Source organism: Paraburkholderia translucens, assembly GCF_020881035.1.
Taxonomy (GTDB): domain Bacteria; phylum Pseudomonadota; class Gammaproteobacteria; order Burkholderiales; family Burkholderiaceae; genus Paraburkholderia; species Paraburkholderia translucens.
The window spans coordinates 14,068-31,683 of sequence record NZ_JAJITC010000004.1; the positions used below are offsets into that span (position 1 = coordinate 14,068).

18 protein-coding genes are annotated in these 17,616 nt (G+C 65.2%); 14 read left to right on the top strand and 4 right to left on the bottom strand.

Annotated features, from left to right (window positions below; genetic code table 11):
- The first annotated feature begins 7 nt into the window (after positions 1 to 7).
- From LJ655_RS07955 to bioB, 7 genes are all read left to right on the top strand, one after another.
- A complete protein-coding gene (locus LJ655_RS07955; protein ID WP_230560710.1) occupies positions 8 to 1,138 on the top strand; it encodes an acyl-CoA dehydrogenase family protein in 1,131 nt (376 codons plus the stop codon).
- A 7-nt stretch (positions 1,139 to 1,145) separates the two neighbouring features.
- Complete coding sequence (locus tag LJ655_RS07960; RefSeq protein ID WP_230560711.1) at positions 1,146 to 1,601, top strand: YchJ family protein; 456 nt, start codon at positions 1,146 to 1,148, stop codon at positions 1,599 to 1,601.
- Positions 1,602 to 2,216: 615 nt separating this feature from the next.
- Complete coding sequence (locus LJ655_RS07965) at positions 2,217 to 3,524, top strand: dienelactone hydrolase family protein (RefSeq protein WP_230560712.1); 1,308 nt, start codon at positions 2,217 to 2,219, stop codon at positions 3,522 to 3,524.
- Between the two features lie 456 nt (positions 3,525 to 3,980).
- Positions 3,981 to 5,342, top strand: coding sequence for an adenosylmethionine--8-amino-7-oxononanoate transaminase (gene bioA, locus LJ655_RS07970; protein WP_230560713.1), 1,362 nt, complete (start codon positions 3,981 to 3,983; stop codon positions 5,340 to 5,342).
- Positions 5,342 to 6,526: an 8-amino-7-oxononanoate synthase gene (gene bioF / locus LJ655_RS07975; protein WP_230560714.1), complete on the top strand. Its 1,185-nt coding sequence runs from the start codon at positions 5,342 to 5,344 to the stop codon at positions 6,524 to 6,526. Before bioA ends, bioF begins: the two co-directional genes overlap by 1 nt.
- Positions 6,523 to 7,263, top strand: a complete 741-nt coding sequence (gene bioD / locus LJ655_RS07980; protein WP_230560715.1) for a dethiobiotin synthase — start codon at positions 6,523 to 6,525, stop codon at positions 7,261 to 7,263. Before bioF ends, bioD begins: the two co-directional genes overlap by 4 nt.
- 52 nt (positions 7,264 to 7,315) lie before the next feature.
- Entirely contained in the window at positions 7,316 to 8,410 is a 1,095-nt protein-coding gene (gene bioB, locus LJ655_RS07985) for a biotin synthase BioB (protein WP_230560716.1), read from the top strand.
- 105 nt (positions 8,411 to 8,515) lie between these two features.
- On the opposite strand, the gene LJ655_RS07990 is transcribed toward bioB, so the two are convergent.
- Together LJ655_RS07990 and LJ655_RS07995 are read right to left on the bottom strand one after the other, a co-directional pair.
- Positions 8,516 to 9,541, bottom strand: coding sequence for a sulfate ABC transporter substrate-binding protein (locus tag LJ655_RS07990; RefSeq protein WP_230560717.1), 1,026 nt, complete (start codon positions 9,539 to 9,541; stop codon positions 8,516 to 8,518).
- A gap of 100 nt (positions 9,542 to 9,641) precedes the next feature.
- Positions 9,642 to 10,244: an RBBP9/YdeN family alpha/beta hydrolase gene (locus tag LJ655_RS07995; protein WP_230560718.1), complete on the bottom strand. Its 603-nt coding sequence runs from the start codon at positions 10,242 to 10,244 to the stop codon at positions 9,642 to 9,644.
- 258 nt (positions 10,245 to 10,502) lie between these two features.
- Here LJ655_RS07995 and LJ655_RS08000 point away from each other — a divergent pair, with 258 nt between their 5' ends.
- The 6 genes from LJ655_RS08000 (at position 10,503) to LJ655_RS08025 (ending at position 14,677) form a co-directional block, all read left to right on the top strand.
- Positions 10,503 to 11,444, top strand: coding sequence for a 2-hydroxyacid dehydrogenase (locus LJ655_RS08000; RefSeq protein ID WP_230560719.1), 942 nt, complete (start codon positions 10,503 to 10,505; stop codon positions 11,442 to 11,444).
- A 115-nt stretch (positions 11,445 to 11,559) separates the two neighbouring features.
- On the top strand, positions 11,560 to 12,486 hold the full coding sequence (locus LJ655_RS08005; RefSeq protein ID WP_230560720.1) for a hydroxymethylglutaryl-CoA lyase: 927 nt from the start codon (positions 11,560 to 11,562) through the stop codon (positions 12,484 to 12,486).
- Positions 12,487 to 12,520: 34 nt separating this feature from the next.
- Positions 12,521 to 13,042, top strand: coding sequence for a YbaK/EbsC family protein (locus LJ655_RS08010; RefSeq protein WP_230560721.1), 522 nt, complete (start codon positions 12,521 to 12,523; stop codon positions 13,040 to 13,042).
- A 5-nt stretch (positions 13,043 to 13,047) separates the two neighbouring features.
- Complete coding sequence (locus LJ655_RS08015; protein ID WP_230560722.1) at positions 13,048 to 13,293, top strand: DUF1289 domain-containing protein; 246 nt, start codon at positions 13,048 to 13,050, stop codon at positions 13,291 to 13,293.
- Complete coding sequence (locus LJ655_RS08020) at positions 13,290 to 13,763, top strand: MaoC family dehydratase (RefSeq protein WP_230560723.1); 474 nt, start codon at positions 13,290 to 13,292, stop codon at positions 13,761 to 13,763. Before LJ655_RS08015 ends, LJ655_RS08020 begins: the two co-directional genes overlap by 4 nt.
- On the top strand, positions 13,760 to 14,677 hold the full coding sequence (locus LJ655_RS08025; RefSeq protein ID WP_230560724.1) for an MBL fold metallo-hydrolase: 918 nt from the start codon (positions 13,760 to 13,762) through the stop codon (positions 14,675 to 14,677). Before LJ655_RS08020 ends, LJ655_RS08025 begins: the two co-directional genes overlap by 4 nt.
- Positions 14,678 to 14,919: 242 nt before the next feature.
- Here LJ655_RS08025 and LJ655_RS08030 read toward each other — a convergent pair whose 3' ends face one another.
- On the bottom strand, positions 14,920 to 15,858 hold the full coding sequence (locus LJ655_RS08030) for a DMT family transporter (protein ID WP_230560725.1): 939 nt from the start codon (positions 15,856 to 15,858) through the stop codon (positions 14,920 to 14,922).
- A 113-nt stretch (positions 15,859 to 15,971) separates the two neighbouring features.
- Here LJ655_RS08030 and LJ655_RS08035 point away from each other — a divergent pair, with 113 nt between their 5' ends.
- The gene (locus LJ655_RS08035) at positions 15,972 to 16,442 is read left to right on the top strand and encodes an Lrp/AsnC family transcriptional regulator (protein ID WP_230560726.1); all 471 of its coding nucleotides are present in this window, start codon (positions 15,972 to 15,974) and stop codon (positions 16,440 to 16,442) included.
- Positions 16,443 to 16,480: 38 nt separating this feature from the next.
- Here LJ655_RS08035 and LJ655_RS08040 read toward each other — a convergent pair whose 3' ends face one another.
- A complete protein-coding gene (locus LJ655_RS08040) occupies positions 16,481 to 17,371 on the bottom strand; it encodes an alpha/beta fold hydrolase (protein ID WP_230560727.1) in 891 nt (296 codons plus the stop codon).
- Positions 17,372 to 17,616 lie beyond the last annotated feature (245 nt).

The following is a 17,616-nucleotide window of genomic DNA, read 5'->3' on the forward strand; positions in this document are numbered from 1 at the left end:
CACGTTCATGGTGCTTGATCAGGATCACCTGATGGTGCGCGACGCGCTGCGCACCTTCGTGCGCGAAGCAATCACACCGTACGCGGCGCAATGGGACCGCGAGCGCATCTTTCCGCGCGACGTGCACCGGCAGCTCGCCGAGCTCGGTGCTTATGGCGTGCTGGTGCCCGAAGCGTATGGCGGCGCCGGCATGGACGCGCTCGCGCTCGCGCTGATCCTCGAAGAAATCGCGGCCGGCGACGGCGGCACGTCGACCGCGATCTCGGTGAACAACTGCCCCGTGTGCAGCATCCTGCTGAGTTACGGCAACGACGCGCAGAAGCGCGACTGGCTCACGCCGCTCGCGCGCGGCGAGATGCTCGGCGCGTTCTGCCTGACCGAACCGCAAGCAGGCTCCGATGCGTCGGCGCTGCGCACCACCGCGACGCGCGACGGCGACGCGTACGTGCTGAACGGCGTGAAGCAGTTCATCACGAGCGGCAAGAACGGCGACGTCGCGATCGTCATGGCCGTCACCGACAAGGCCGCCGGCAAGCGCGGCATCAGCGCGTTCATCGTGCCGACCGCGACGCCGGGTTACGTGGTCGCGCGCGTCGAGGACAAGCTCGGCCAGCATTCGTCGGATACCGCGCAAATCGTGTTCGAGGCGTGCCGCGTACCCGCTGTGAACCTGATCGGCGCCGAGGGCGAAGGCTACAGGATCGCGCTGTCGGGGCTCGAAGGCGGGCGCATCGGCATCGCCGCGCAAAGCGTCGGCATGGCGCGCGCCGCGTTCGAGGCCGCATTGACTTATTCGAAGGAACGCGAGAGCTTCGGCGCGCCGCTGTTCTCGCACCAGGCCGTGCAGTTCCGTCTCGCCGACATGGCGACGCACCTCGAAGCCGCGCGGCAATTGATCTGGCACGCGGCTTCGCTGAAGGACGCGGGCCTGCCATGTCTGAGCGAAGCCGCGATGGCGAAGCTGTTTGCCTCCGAAGCGGCTGAGCGCATCTGCTCGGCCGCTTTGCAGATTCACGGCGGCTACGGTTATCTGAGCGACTTCCCGGTCGAGCGGATTTACCGCGACGTGCGCGTGTGCCAGATCTACGAAGGCACGAGCGACATCCAGAAGATCCTGATCGCTCGCGCGCTCAACTGAAATTTCCATGAATAAGCCATCATTGCCGCTGCAAAGACCTCTCGACTGTCCGTGCGGCGGCGCCACGCCCGACGTACGCCCGGGAACCACAATCAAAGCGCCGCGTTTTGCGCAATGCTGCGGCCGTTATATCGATGGCGGCGAGGCGGCGCCGCGCGCGCTCGAACTGATGCGCTCGCGCTATAGCGCGTACGTGCTCGGTGCGACTGACTACCTGCGCGCGACGTGGGACGCCCGCACCTGCCCTGCCGATCTCGACGCCGACCCCGCCGCGCCCGGCGCACCGCGTTGGCTCGGACTACAGATCAAAGCGTTCGCGCAAAGCGATACTGATCATGCGACCGTCGAATTCATCGCCCGCTACAAAGTGGGCGGACGGGCGCATCGGTTGCATGAATTGAGCCGTTTCTTGCGCGGCGAGGATGGCCGTTGGCGTTATGTCGACGGCGACGTCAGCGAATAATTGACGACCTGGCGGCGATTAAATAATCCTTACATTACACATCGAAGCTTTTCTCGCGGCCTGCGTCATCCACGGCCCGACTCATAAAAGGCCCTTGTACAGGGCCTTTTATGCGTTCTCTCACGAGCGTCTTTCCTGTTGGCCTCGCGCCACAGCACTTACACGACCTTTACTCGCCGCTGCCCGCCACCCGTCTCCGACCTTTGCCCCGCAAGGCTTTGAAGCCTTGTTCGCACAGGCAGCAATTTTTTCGTCGCGGGTTCTCCTTGATTGCACAAAACAAAATTGTCATGCGAGGATGCGTCGGTAGTTTATGACGTCACATTGCGAGGGTCGGCCGTACCGGCCCCGCAAATGCGCAGGAAGCTTGACCGGCCGCGAATGCGGGCCGCGCGGGCTCAGGCGGCATCGAGTGACGCTCATCCTCGGCGCGTGGGGTCGCGCCGGCCGTGGGGTTCATCCGTGCGATCTCGATTGGCGTGCGTGCGCTTGCCGCGCAACGCACGCGAGTGGGTCTGTTTGTGTCGAAAACGCGATTGAAAGCTGAACGTCAGCAGCGTTTTTCGCAACCAGACAGCGCGGGGTTAAGGACAGGTCTTTCAGGCAGGTGCGTCAATGGTGTTGAGCAAGGTTCTGACGAAGTGTGCGGCGTTCTGCGCCGCGGCCACGTGCGCTGTCACGATCGCGCACGCCGACCCGCTCGTCTACTCGTCTCTTTCAGCACGGAACGCGACACCGCTCAGCGACAACCAGGGACCGCTGTCGCGCGCCCGCGTGCCGCGTATTGCGCTCGACGATGATGCCTACCTGCCCACTGCCCACCTGAACGAAAAGATCATCCGCGTACCGGTTGACGCCACCGGCACGGTCACCCTCGAAACCACGATCTACAAGCCGGAGGGTCCCGGCCCGTTCCCCATGATCGTGTTCAACCACGGCAAGATCCCGGGCGACCCACGCACGCAGGAACGCAGCGACCCGCTGCCGTTCGCGCGCGAGTTCGTGCGCCGCGGCTACGTGGTCGTCGCGCCGAATCGTCAGGGCTTTGGCCGATCCGACGGCGTGTACGAGCAGGACGGCTGCGATGTCGAGCGCAATGGCCTCGGCCAGGCCGGCGACGTCGCCGCGACGATCGATTACATGTCGAAGCAACCTTATGTCGACGCGACGCACATCGCGGTGGCCGGCACCTCGCATGGCGGTCTCGCCACGATCGCATACGGCACCGAAGCGGCGCCCGGCGTGCGCGCGCTGATCAATTTCTCGGGCGGCCTGCGTCAGGACGCCTGCGAGGACTGGCAAGGCAATCTGACGCGCGCATTCGGCGCATACGGCGAGAAGACCACCGTGCCGTCACTGTGGTTGTACGGCGATAACGATTCGGTGTGGAACGCGCGGCTCGTCGCGGGCATGTACGCCGCGTATGGCGCGCACGGCGCGAGCGTGAAGATGGTCGACTTCGGCAACTACAAGAACGACGCGCATCGGCTGGTCGGCGACCGCGACGGCGTGCGCGTGTGGTGGCCGGCCGTCGAAGCGTTCCTCGCGCGCGCCGGTATGCCGACGGCCGTGCAGTACCACGTCGCCGATCCGTGCGCGCCGAAGGCGACCGACTTCGCCTCGCTCGACGCGGTCGATGCGGTACCGTACCTCGACAGCGAAGGCCGCAATGGCTATCGCAACTTCCTGCATCAGTACCCGAGCCGGGCGTTCGCGGTGTCGAATTCGGGCGCGTGGTCGTGGGCCGAGGGCGGCGACGATCCGATGGCGGTGGCCATCGCAAATTGCCAGAAGCAAAGTTCCGATCCGTGCCGGCTGTATGCGGTCGATAACGCGGTCGTGTGGGGCAGCCAGAATTCGCAGACGGCCGATGCGGATCGTGCCGATGCCAATGGCCGGCGCGCGATTGCGAGCCGGGAGTGATGACGAATAAAGGCGCGAATCACGCGTGATTCTGATGTGCCACAAGCCCGCCGGATCGGCGGGCTTTTTCTTGGGCGTCGAATCTTCCTTCCTTGATGCGCAATACCCAGAGCGAGCATTGGTCGCCAAACCGTTCACGTGCCCGCTGAGCCGAAAAGCCAGCGTTTTTTTGTTCGCGCCGCATGAGCGCGTGAACGTGCGTCTGCAACAACGCCTCGGCACCTCAAATTCTCGCCAGTAATGGCCCATTACTTTGACGTCGCTATCTCCGTCGATCAGCGATCTTCCATTCCGAAGTCGAAGGAGCTGCATCGAACGGCGCCAAACGTCGCTGGCACCGGGAAAAACGCCCGTCTCGCCACTAATGCGCGCGACGAAATAACACGCTAATCTCGACCCCTCGCTTCAAAAACGCCGTCGCGCACGCGTGGCAAAGAAACACCTCGGAGTACCTCTTTGGAAAAGCCTGCAGCTCCCCCGGTCGCCCCTGAGGATTGGGTCGCCCGCAGTCTGCGCGCGGTGTGGCATCCGTGCACGCAGATGAAGCACCACGAACGTCTGCCCCTGATCCCCGTCGCCCGTGGTCAAGGCGCGTGGCTGTACGATCGCGCGGGTCATCGTTATCTCGATGCAATCAGCTCGTGGTGGGTCAATCTGTTCGGTCACGCGAACCCGCGCATCAACGCGGCGCTCAAGGATCAGCTCGATACGCTCGAACACGCGATGCTCGCCGGCTGCACGCACGAGCCCGCCGTCGAGCTCGCGGAGCGTCTGCACGCATTGACCGGCAACACGCTCGGCCATGCGTTCTTCGCCTCCGATGGCGCGTCCGCCGTCGAGATCGCGCTGAAGATGAGCTTTCACAGCTGGCGCAACCGGGGCTACGCCGACAAGCAGGAATTCGTCTGCATTGGCAACAGCTACCACGGCGAGACGATCGGCGCACTCGGGGTGACCGACGTCGCGCTGTTCAAGGACGCGTACGATCCGCTGATTCGTCACGCGCATGTCGTCGCCTCGCCCGATGCGCGGCTCGCGCAAGCGGGCGAGACCGCTGCCGACGTCGCCCGCCGCGCGCTCGACAATGTACGCGCGCTCTTCGATGCGCGGGCAAACCGCATCGCCGCACTGATCGTCGAGCCGCTCGTGCAATGCGCGGCCGGCATGGCGATGCACGACGCGTCATACGTCGCGGGATTGCGCGCATTGTGCGACCGGTACGGCGTGCACCTGATCGCCGACGAAATCGCGGTCGGCTGCGGGCGCACCGGCACGTTCTTCGCGTCCGAACAGGCCAGCGTGTGGCCTGACTTCCTGTGTCTGTCGAAAGGCATCAGCGGCGGTTATCTACCGCTATCGATAGTGTTGTCGCGCGACGAAGTCTTCGCGGACTTCTATCACGACGACACCGCACGCGGCTTCCTGCATTCGCACTCATACACCGGCAATCCGCTCGCATGCCGCGCGGCGCTCGCGACGCTCGATCTGTTCGCGAGCGACGACGTGCTCGCCGCCAACGCCCGCAAATCGGCGACACTCGAGGCCGCGCTCGCGCCGCTCGCGGAACACGCACAAGTGCGCAATCTGCGTCGGTGCGGCACGATCTTCGCCTTCGACGCGGTGATCGACGATCCTCAGCAAGCCAGAACATTCTCGCGCCGCTTCTTCGAAAACGCCCTGAAGCGCGAGCTTTTGCTGCGCCCGATCGGCACTACCGTGTACCTGATGCCTCCCTACATCCTCGATGACGAAGAACTCGCGCTGCTCGCCGAGCGCACCCGCGACACCTTCGACGCCACCCTCGCGGAGGCCCGCTGATGCATCTGCTCGACACTCTCGCCGAAGGCCTCGAGGAACTCGACGCGCGCGGCCTGCGCCGCCGCCGTCGCACTGCGGAGACGCCGTGCGCCGCGCACATGAAGGTCGACGGCCGCGACATCATCGGCTTCGCGAGCAACGACTATCTGGGCCTCGCCGCGCATCCGCAACTGATCGACGCGATAGCCGAGGGCGCGCGCCTGTATGGCGCGGGTAGCGGCGGCTCGCATCTGCTCGGCGGCCATTCGCGCGCGCATGCGCAGCTCGAAGACGATCTCGCTGAATTTGCCGGCGGCTTCGTCGACGATGCACGCGCGTTGTATTTCAGCACTGGCTATATGGCGAATCTCGCGACGCTCACCGCACTCGCGGGCCGCGGCACGACGCTGTTCTCCGACGCGCTCAATCACGCATCGCTGATCGACGGCGCGCGGCTCTCACGTGCCGATGTGCAGATCTATCCGCACTGCGACATGGACGCATTGAGCGCGATGCTCGATGCGTCGGAGGCGGACGTCAAGATGATCGTCTCCGACACGGTGTTCAGCATGGACGGCGACGTCGCGCCGCTGCCGCGTCTTCTCGAACTCGCGCAGCGGCACGGCGCATGGCTGATCGTCGACGATGCGCACGGCTTCGGCGTGCTCGGCCCGCAGGGCCGCGGCGCGATCGCCCAAGCCGCGCTGCGCTCGCCGCAGCTGGTCTCGATCGGCACGCTCGGCAAGGCGGCTGGCGTGTCGGGCGCCTTCGTCGTCGCGCATGCCACCGTGATCGAATGGCTCGTGCAGCGCGCGCGTCCGTACATCTTCACGACCGCGTCGGTGCCGGCGGCCGCGCATGCGGTGTCGGCGAGCCTGCGCATCATTGGTGGCGAGGAAGGCGATGCGCGCCGCGCACATCTTCGGCATCTGATCGAACGCACGCGTGCGATGCTGAAAGCGACACCGTGGCTGCCCGTCGATTCGCACACGGCCGTGCAACCGCTCATCATCGGCGCGAACGATGCGACGCTCGACGTCGCCGCTTCGCTCGATCGCGCGGGGCTGTGGGTGCCCGCAATCCGGCCGCCGACCGTGCCGACCGGCACGTCGCGCCTGCGCATTTCGCTGTCGGCCGCTCACTCGGATGCGGATCTCGACCGGCTCGAAGCCGGCCTGCAACAGATCGGAGCGCGCGCAGCATGAGCACAATGGCTAACGATGACGGTGCGCTGTCGCTGTTCGTCACCGGCACCGATACGGAAATCGGCAAGACGTTCGTGTCGTCGGCGCTATTGCGCGGCTTCGTGCGCGAAGGCCTGCAAGCAGCCGCGATGAAGCCGATCGCGGCGGGCGCTTTCGCAGTGAACGGCGTGCTGCACAACGAAGACGCGGATCAGCTCGATGCCGCGTCGAGCGTGCTGCTGCCGCCCGCCATGCGCACTCCGTATCTGCTGAAGGAAGCGGCTGCGCCGCACATCGCGGCCGCGCTGGAAAACGTCTCGTTCGATCTCGAGCACATCGTGGCGTGCCACGGCCAGGCGCTGAAGCTGGCCGACGTTGTCGTGGTCGAAGGTGTCGGCGGTTTTCGCGTGCCCTTGACCGCAACGCAGGACACCGCCGATCTCGCCGTCGCGCTGAAGCTGCCGGTCGTGCTGGTGGTCGGCATGCGACTCGGCTGCATCAGCCACGCGCTGCTGACTGCCGAAGCGATCGCCGCGCGCGGTCTCACGCTCGCGGGCTGGGTCGCGAATCGCATCGATCCGGGCATGACATTCCCCGACGAAAACATCGCGTCGATTCGCGCGCGTCTCGCGCAAGCGTACGACGCGCCGTTGCTCGGCATCGTGCCGCATATCAGCCCGCCGTCGCCGGAGCGTTCTGCCGAACGGCTCGACATTCGACGGCTTCTGCAAACACTGCGCCAATTGCGCGCGGCATAGCGCTGCGCTGCAGCGCCGAACCCGATTTCATCCATACAAGAGGATCGATCCCATGACACAACCGAACATCGCAGCGGGCACCGCCGAAGCGAGCGCCGCCAACAGCACTGCGTCTACTGCCGCCCCGGAGACGAAGCCGCTCGCGCGCTGGCGCGTCGCCGATATCGTCGCGCTCTACGAGCTGCCGTTCAACGATCTGCTGTTTCGCGCGCAGCAAACCCATCGCGAGCATTTCGACGCGAACGCGGTGCAACTGTCGACGCTGCTGTCGATCAAGACCGGCGGCTGCGAAGAGGATTGCGCGTACTGTCCGCAGTCGGTGCATCACGATACGGGCCTCGCAGCGGACAAGCTGATGGCCGTCGACGACGTGCTCGCTGCCGCGCAGGTCGCAAAACGGAACGGCGCGACGCGCTTCTGCATGGGCGCCGCGTGGCGCAATCCGAAGGACCGCCATCTGGAGCCGATCAAGGACATGATCCGCGGCGTGAAGGCAATGGGCCTCGAAACCTGCGTGACGCTCGGCATGCTCGAAGATCACCAGGCGAAGGCGCTCGCCTACGCGGGCCTCGATTACTACAACCACAACCTCGATACGTCGCCGGAGTTCTACGGGCAGATCATTTCGACTCGCACGTATCAGGACCGTCTCGATACGCTCGAGCGCGTGCGCGATGCGGGCATCAACGTGTGCTGCGGCGGCATCGTCGGGATGGGCGAATCGCGCCGCGAACGCGCGGGGCTGATCGCGCAGCTCGCGAACATGGAGCCGTATCCGGAATCGGTGCCGATCAACAATCTGGTGCAGGTGCAGGGCACGCCGCTGACCGGTACCGAAGCGATCGACCCGTTCGAATTCGTGCGCACAATTGCGATTGCGCGCATCACGATGCCGCGCGCGATGGTGCGTCTATCGGCCGGCCGCGAACAGATGGACGAGGCATTGCAGGCGCTGTGCTTCCTCGCCGGCGCGAATTCGATTTTCTATGGCGACCAGTTGCTGACCACGAGCAACCCGCAGGCGGAAGCGGACCGCAAGCTGCTCGCGCGTCTGGGCATTCGCGCTGAAGCCGCGCAGCAAATGCCGGTTGAGACGCGTGGATGCGAGGATGGGTGCGGGCATGGGGGACATGGCTCGGCAAATTGAGTCGCTGAGCCGCTGGACCGCCTCGTCGCATGCGCTAAGCGTGTGCGAATAAAAAAGGCTGCTTCGTTTTGCGAAGCAGCCTTCTTTGGGCGCAAAACCCGGTGCTTACTTCCGGTCCACGATAATCTGATCGAACGTCCCCCCATCGGAGAAGTGCGTGTCTTGCGCCTTCTGCCAGCTACCGAACATCTCCTCGACAGTAAACGTCTTGATCGGCTTGAACTCGGCCGCATGCTTCGCGAGCACGTTCTTGTCGCGCGGACGCAGATGATGCTGCGCGATGATCTCCTGCGCGGCCGGCGACCACAGATAGTCGAGATATGCCTGCGCTTGCTTGCGCGTGCCACGCTTGTCGACGACCTTGTCGACGATCGACACCGGCGGCGCCGCGAGCAGACTCACCGATGGATACACCGCTTCATAGCTGCCCGCGCCGACACCCGTGTCGATCAGCGACACTTCGTTCTCGAACGTGACGAGCACATCGCCGATGCCGCGCTGCGTAAACGTCGTCGTCGCGCCGCGGCCGCCCGTGTCGAGCACCGGCACGTTGCGGAAGATCGCCTTCACGAAATCGAGCGCCTGTGCATCAGTGCCGCCGTGCTGCTTGCGATACCCCCACGCGGCGAGATACGTATAGCGGCCGTTGCCCGAAGTCTTCGGATTCGCGATCACCGCCTGGATGCCGGGCTTCGCGAGGTCGTCCCAGTCCTTGATGTGCTTCGGGTTGCCCTTGCGCACGAGGAACACCATCGTCGTCGTGTACGGTGCGCTGTCGTCCGGCAGACGAGCGCGCCAGTTCGCAGGCACCAGGTGGCCCTTTTCGGCGAGCAGGTCGATGTCGTTCGGCTGGTTCATCGTTACCACGTCGGCTTGCAAACCCTGCAGCACCGACAGCGCCTGCGCGCTCGACGCGCCATGCGACTGCCGCACCGACACCGTCTCACCACTCTTCTGCTGGTATGCCGCGATGAAGCTCGCGTTGATGTCCTTGTAGAGTTCGCGCGTCACGTCGTACGACACGTTCAGCAGCGACGTATCCGCATACGCCGTCGAGCCGCCGCCGAACGCCAGAGTGATAGCCGTGATGCCAGCCGCAAGCCAGCGCGATGTCCCCGTGTTGCCCTTCATTGTGTCCCCGCCTCTCGATGAAAAAAGCTGCCGCCGCCCTGCGCGGCGTGAAGCGGGATTCTAACGGATTGCTTACCTTGCGTCCGGCGCCGCCATGCGCTCACACGAGCGCATGCTGCGCGGTTTCGCTCGCCTCTTCGCGAAAGCGCAGCGGCGCCGCACAATGCACGAGCGTATCGACGAAGTACTTCGCACGCGGCCACGGCCCAAACCCCGCCGCCGTGTTGATGTGTCCCGCGTCGCCAAGATTGACGAACGCGCTGCCGAAGCGCTGCGCGAGATCGCGCGCCTCGCCGAGTGTCATCCACGGATCGGTTTCGCTGCCGATCAGGATGGACGGCACGCCCAGACGCCGCGCATCGAATGGTCCCGCGAACGCGAACTTGCGCGGACTCGCGGGCGCGACGAACAGGACGCCGACCACGTCGCCCGCGAGCGTGCCCTGCTGCAACGCATGCGCGGTCGCGAGGCAGCCGAAACTATGCGCGGCCAGCACGAACGGGCCGCGTTCGCGCGCGAGCAGATCGCGCAACGACTTCGCCCATAGCGTGAGATCGGGCGCATCCCAGTTGGCCTGCTCGACGCGCAGCGAGCGCGCGAACTGCCGCTCCAGCCAGGTTTGCCAATGCGCGCCTTCACTGCCGTGCAGACCGGGAACGGTGACGAGCCTTGGCGGCCAGCTCGATCGGGTGCATGAAAGCATGTGCGTGCCTCGTTGCGAACGGAATCCGGGCGATCATTGTGCCGCTGCGTTGCGCTTCGATGAACCAAGTTTTCATGCTTTGGTTATGGGTCAAACGAAGAACTGCGAAGGTATGCGCGCGATCGGCGCCGAAAACGTAGAATGAAGCCTATTCATAACGGGAGGAGACCCGCCGCCGCACGCGTCGCGCCGTTGCCGTGGCGCGGTCCGGGTCCACTGCCCGCATGCTCACATCAACGCCGACGCATTCCGGACCGCATGAAAATCCTGTTCTACGCACCGCACACCGAAGCCGCCGCATGGCTGCACGACTTCGCGCGCGCGCTGCCCGCGGCCGAGCTGCGCGAATGGCAACCCGGCGACACCGCGCCGGCCGATTTCGCGGTGGTCTGGCGCCCGCCGCGCGAGATGCTGGCCGGCCGCACTACGCTGCGCGCGATCTTCAATCTCGGCGCGGGCGTCGATGCGATTCTCGCGCTCGAACGCGCGCATCCGGGCACGCTGCCGCCCGGGGTGCCGTTGATTCGCCTCGAAGATACCGGCATGGGCGCGCAAATGACCGAGTACGTGACGCACGCGGTGCTGCGCTATCTGCGTCGCTTCGACGAATATCAGATGCTGCAAGGCGAGCGCCGCTGGAAAGCGCTCGAACCGCATCCACGCGCGACGTTCACGGTGGGCGTGCTCGGACTCGGCGTACTCGGCACGCAGGTCGTGCGAACGCTCGCTTCGTTCGGCTTGCCGGTGCGCGGCCACAGCCGCGGCGCAAAGCAGATCGACGGCATCGTGACGTTCGCCGGCGACGCGCAGTTCGACCGGTTTCTCGACGGCGTGAAAGTGCTCGTCAATCTGCTGCCGCATACGCCCGACACGGAAAGCATGCTGAATGCGCGAGTCTTCGCGAAGCTCGCGCGCGGCGCCTATCTGATCAACGTCGCGCGCGGGGCGCATCTGGTCGAAGCGGATCTGCTCGCCGCGCTCGCGAGCGGCCAGCTCGCCGCCGCGACGCTCGACGTGTTCCGCACTGAACCGCTGCCCACCGATCATCCGTTCTGGCGCGAGCCGCGCATCACGATCACGCCGCATACGTCGGCGCTGACGTTGCGCGAGGATAGCGTCGCGCAGGTCGCGGCCAAGATAGAAGCGTTGATGCGCGGCGAGCAAGTGAGCGGCGCGGTCCAACTGGAACGCGGCTACTGAGTGAAACCCGCGCTCGCGCGCCTCGTTGGCGCGCGGGCCGCATTGAATAGCAGCCACGCGGCAGCCCCCATCCTCGATGGGACAGCGATAAACCGCATGGGATCGGAGACACATCATGGCCTTACCGAAACAAGTGAAGATCGTCGAAGTCGGTCCGCGCGACGGACTGCAGAACGAGAAGGAATTCGTGCCGACCGCGACCAAGATCGAGCTGATCAACCGTCTGTCGGCGGCCGGCTTTCGCAATGTCGAAGCGGCCTCGTTCGTCTCGCCGAAATGGGTGCCGCAGATGGCCGACGGCGCCGACGTGATGGCCGCCATCGAGCGCCGCGCGGACACCCTCTACTCGGTGCTGACGCCGAACCTGCGCGGCTTCGAAGGCGCGCTCGCCGCGCGCGCCGACGAGATCGTGATCTTCGGCGCGGCGAGCGAGGCGTTCTCGCAGAAGAACATCAACTGCAGCATCGCGCAGAGCATCGAGCGCTTTGCGCCGGTTGCCGCAGCGGCGAAAGAGCATAAGCTGCGGATTCGCGGCAGCGTCTCGTGCGCGCTCGGCTGCCCGTACCAGGGCGAGGTGCCGGTCGCGTCGGTCGTCGACGTCGTGAAGCGCTTCGCGGCGCTCGGCTGCGACGAGATCGATATCGCCGACACGATCGGCGTCGGCACGCCGAAGCGCACCCGCGAAGTGTTCGAGGCGGTGGCCGAGGTGTTTCCGCGCGAGCATCTGTCGGGACACTTCCACGATACCTACGGCCAGGCGCTGGCGAACATCTACGCGGCGCTGCTCGAAGGCATCGAGATTTTTCATGCGTCGGTCGCGGGGCTCGGCGGCTGCCCGTATGCGAAAGGCGCAACCGGCAACGTCGCGACCGAAGACGTGCTGTATCTGATGAACGGCCTCGGCATCGAGACCGGCATCGATCTCGCGCAAGTGGTCGAAATCGGCGACTTCATTTCGGGCGCGATCGGCCGGCCCAACGTGTCGCGCGCCGGCAAGGCGCTGCTCGCGAAGGCGCGCAGCGAAGCGAATACCTGCGCATGAGCGCTCCATCCATCTTCATTCAGGATCACAGACAATGACCAACCTCGCGTCCTTCGACTCCGACGACCTCGCCGCGCTGCCCGACTCGGCACGCCGCGTCGCGCTGCTGCTGCGCGAACGCGGTCACGCGGGACGAATCGTGATGCTGCCGGAGACCGGCAAGACTTCCGCCGAAGCGGCCGCCGGACTCGGCTGCTCGGTCGCGCAGATCGCGAAGTCGATCCTGTTCCGGCGCCGCGAGGACGACGCGCCGGTGCTGGTGATCGCGAGCGGCGCGAATCGCGTCGATGAAAAGAAAGTGGCCGCGCAGGTCGGCGAGATCGGCCGCGCGGACGCGAAGTTCGTGCGCGAAAAAACTGGCTATGCGATTGGTGGCGTGTGCCCCGTCGGACATGCCACCGAGCCGCTCACGCTGATCGATGCCGACCTGCTCGAACTGCAGAGTCTGTGGGCCGCCGCTGGTCATCCGCACGCAGTGTTCAATCTGACCGCGCAGGAACTGATCGCGCTGACGGGCGCACCGGTCGTCGATGTCGCGTTGCGCGAGCCGGCCTGAACACGATGGCGAGCGGCAACGACCACGCAGACAGGAACGACGACGGTTGCGTGCCGTCACCGTGCATCAGCGTATGCCGGATGGACGCGACGACGGGCTGGTGCGAAGGATGCCTGCGCACGATCGACGAAATCGCCGGCTGGTCGACGTTCGACGACGCCGCGAAACGCACGGTGTGGGACGCCATCGAAGCGCGTCACGCGGAGTCGATGGCGACGCACCCAGCATCGAAGACGAAGGCGCAGCGATGAACGCCGCGCCGCGCATCGTGACGCCCGGTGAGACGTTCCACTCGACGCTCGAGTTGTCGGTGGATTCGATCAAGAGGTTCGCGACGCTCGTCAACGACCTGAACCCGCTGCATCATGACGAGGCGTATGCCGCACAAAGCCGCTTCGGCGGGCTGATCGCGTCGGGCACGCAACCGACCGCGCATTTCATGGCCCTGCTCGCGACGCATTTCTCGACTTACGCGCAGCCGCTCGGCCTCGAATTCGACATCAAGCTCAAGCGGGCCGTACAGGCGCACGACACGCTGACGATCACGTGGCGCGTGCGCGATGCTCATTGGAAACCGAGTCTGAATGGCGATCTGACCTATCTCGAAGGATCGGTGGTCAATCAGCGCGGCGAGTTGATGTTGACCGGCACATCGACGATCCTCGTCATGCCGAAACCCGGCGCGGTCGCGCAGGCGCAAGCGAAAACGGCCGCGCCATGATCGCGCTGCCCGCATCGATCCGGGTTTTTGAGCGCGGCTGGCTGTCATCGAACAACGTGCTGCTCGTCGACGACACATGCGCCGCGCTCGTCGACACCGGTTATGCGACGCACGCATCGCAAACGGTCGCACTGGTACGCAACGCCTTGCACACGCGGCCGCTCGATCTGATCATCAACACGCATCTGCATTCGGATCATTGCGGCGGCAACGCGCAGTTGCAGGCCGCATGGCCGTGCCGCACCCTCATTCCGGACTCCGAAGCCGATGCCGTGCGCGACTGGGACGAAACGCGCCTCACGTTTCGCGCGACGGCTCAAACCTGCGAGCGCTTCGGCTTCACCGGCACGCTCGCGCCGGGCGCGCACTTGCGGCTAGGCGCGCTCGACTGGCAGGTACTCGGCGCGCCCGGCCATGATCCGCATTCGCTGATGCTCTATTGCGCGGACGAACGCTTGCTGATCAGCGCGGACGCGCTGTGGGAAAACGGCTTCGGCGTGATCTTCCCCGAACTCGAAGGCGAAAGCGGCTTCGCCGAGCAGCAGGCCGTGCTCGACATGATCGCGACGCTCGACGTGCGCGTCGTCATCCCCGGCCACGGCGCGCCGTTCACGCAGGTCGAAGCGGCGCTCGAACGCGCGATGTCGCGCGTCGCCTGGTTGCGCGCCGACCCCGCGCGCAACGCAAGGAACGCGCTGAAAGTGCTGATCGTGTTCAAGCTGCTCGAAGTCCGCGAGATGGATTTCGACACGCTGCTGCGCATGCTCGATGACGCGGCCGTGATGCGCGCCGCCGCGTCGATGCTGAAGCCGCGAGGCGAATGGCCCGCGTTGCTGAAGGGAATGATCGGGGAATTGGCAGCGAAAGATGGACCGCTCGAGATGGACGGCACGCGCGTTCTCGCGCGGCGTTGAACATACAAAAAGAAAGCCGCTCGACGAAGCGAGCGGCGGAACATCTGTATGTGGACGTGATCAGCGTCGCGATCAATGATACGCGTGCGGGTTTTCGCAACGCATCGGTGATTTCCCTACAGAATTTTGACACCACGTTTTACAAATGAATACATGTCGTGTCATCAGGCGATGTTAGGCGCTCGAATGCCTGCTCATACTCTGGAATCCGTAGCAATTTCCAATCGAATCTCCGTTCGACATCAAGTGGACGATAAGCGCTTCCTCTGTGGCACGATCCGCCACCCGAGGTTGACGCCCGCCGCCGCCAGCAGAATCAGCGCGGTACCGAGCACCTGAATCCACGCGAGCGTCTGTCCGAACGCAACCCGATCGACGATGATCGCGACGACCGGATAGATGAACGACAGCGCGCCCGTCAGCGTCGTCGGCAGCTTCTGGATCGCGCCATACAGCAGCACGTACATGAGCCCGGTGTGAACGACGCCGAGCACGACCAGATCGAGCCACTGCGCGGCGCTTGACGGCAAGGCGTCGAAGCGCACGAACGGCGCGAGCAGCAGCACGCCGAGCGAGACCTGGATCAGCGCAAGCAGATGCGGGGGCGTGCCCTTCAGCCGCTTCGTGATGATCGACGACATCGCGTACATCGCCGCCGCGCTGACCGCATAGGCGACGCCGACCAGATATTGCCCCGGCACCGCGAGCACCGCCGGCTCGACCTTCACGACGAATACGAGTCCGACGAACGCGACCACGAGCCATGCGAGCGTCGATGCGCTGATGCGCTCGCGAAACACCAGCGCGCCGAGCGCGACCAGCATGAACGGCTGCGTGTTGTAGACGGCCGTGGCCATCGAAATCGAGGCACGCGAATACGCCGCGAACAGCAATACCCAGTTCGCGACGATCGCCGCGCCGCCGAGCAGTGCGAGACCGAGCATCTTCCACGAGAACAACGCGCGGCGAAACACGCCGAGCACGGCGCATACGAGTGCGAGCGTCGCGCCGCCAAAGATGCAGCGGAAAAACACCACGTTGAAAGGACTTTGCTGCGACGAGACGACCAGCCACCCGATCGTGCCCGACATCAGCATCGCGATGCTCATTTCCGCCGCGCCGCGTCGGATGTCGCCCGATGGACCGCGTGCGGTCGTTGCCGAAGCCTTGTTCGAAGCCATGATTCGATTCCGGATTGATGCTTGCATGATTGACAGTGTAATGAACCCGCATGCGCGAATACATGGCTAAACTTAAGCGTTAGCGCGTCTTCACCTCATAAACGAAGGCCATCATGAGCAAACGCCTTGCATCGACCGCTCCGGTCGCACTCGACGACACCGACCGCGCGCTGCTCGCCGCGCTCGCGCAGGACGCGCGCCAGCCGGTCAGCGAACTCGCGCGCGTCGTCGGCTTATCGGCGCCGAGCACGGCCGAGCGCGTGCGCCGACTCGAAGCACAGGGCGTGATCGAGCGCTTCACGGTGCAGATCGATCCGCGCGCGCTCGGTTTCACGCTGCAGGCGATCGTGCGCGTGAAGCCACTGCCGGGTCAGTTGCATCTGGTGGAGGAGGTGATCCGGCGCATCCCGGAGTTCGTCGAATGCGACAAGGTGACCGGCGACGATTGCTTCATTTGCCGCCTGTATCTGCATTCCATCGAGCAGCTCGACGAGATCCTGTCGAAAGTGACTGAGCGCGCGGAGACCAGCACCGCGATCGTCAAGTCGACGCCGGTCGCGCGGCGGCTGCCGCCGCTCGGCTAGGGGAGGTCAAACGAAGGCCGCGCAAGGCGGCCCGTCGCCTACGGTTCGACCGCTTCGAAGAACGACAGCATCTCGGCGACCAGTTCGTCCGGCGCTTCCTCGGGCAGATAGTGCCCGCACGACAGCGCGCGGCCGCTCGCGTCGCGCGCGACGTGACGCCATTCGGCGAGCGGATCGAAGCATTTTTCGATCACGCCCTTGTCGCCCCACAGCACGCGCAGCGGACAGCCGATCTTGTTGCCGCGCTCGATATCCGCGCGGTCGTGCTCGAGGTCGATGCTGGCCGACGCGCGGTAGTCCTCGCACATCGCATGCACGGCGCCGGGTTGCGCGAGCGCCGCACGATAGGCGTCGAGCGCGGCTGGGTCGAACGGTGCGAGGCCCGCGTGACGCCCGCCCATCACCGCGTCGACGTAGGCGGCCGGATTCGCGCCGATCAGCGGTTCGGGCAGCGGTTCGGGCTGAATCAGGAAGAACCAGTGGAAGTAATGCGTCGCGAACGTGCGGTCGGTGGCTTCGTACATCGCGAGCGTCGGCGCGATGTCGAGCAGCATCAGACGCTCGACCGCATCGGCATGATCGAGCGCCATCCGGTGCGCCACGCGCGCGCCGCGATCGTGGGCGCAGACGAGGAAACGCTCGAAGCCGAAATGGCGCATCACCGCGACCTGGTCGGCGGCCATTACGCGTTTGGAATACGGCGTGTGCGCCGCATCGCTCGGCGGTTTGCCTGATGCTCCGTAGCCGCGCAGATCGGTCGCGATCACCGTGAAGTGCCGCGCAAGAGGCGCGGCGCAGCGCTCCCAGATCAGATGCGATTGCGGATGGCCGTGCAGCAGCAGCAGAGGCGGTCCGGCGCCGCCCTTCACTCCGAAAATATCGACATCGCCCACGGCGACGCGAAAGGGCGTGAAATTCTCGAAGGCCATGACGTCTCGTTGGTCGTTTGGGGTCCGTGCATTGTAGAAGGCCGGGAGGTCCGTGCGCGGTGGGATAACCCACGCAAGCATGGAACCTGAATACTCCTTCGAACCGGTCCAACCGGGCTTGCCGAGCGCGGGTCGCGCGCTTCGCATACAATCGAACGACCGTTCTTAAATTTCGGAGCGGCTGCGGCGTTCCGCAAGCCGTGTGCCGCTAAACTCATCAAACACCGGACGTACGCCGCTCCGGT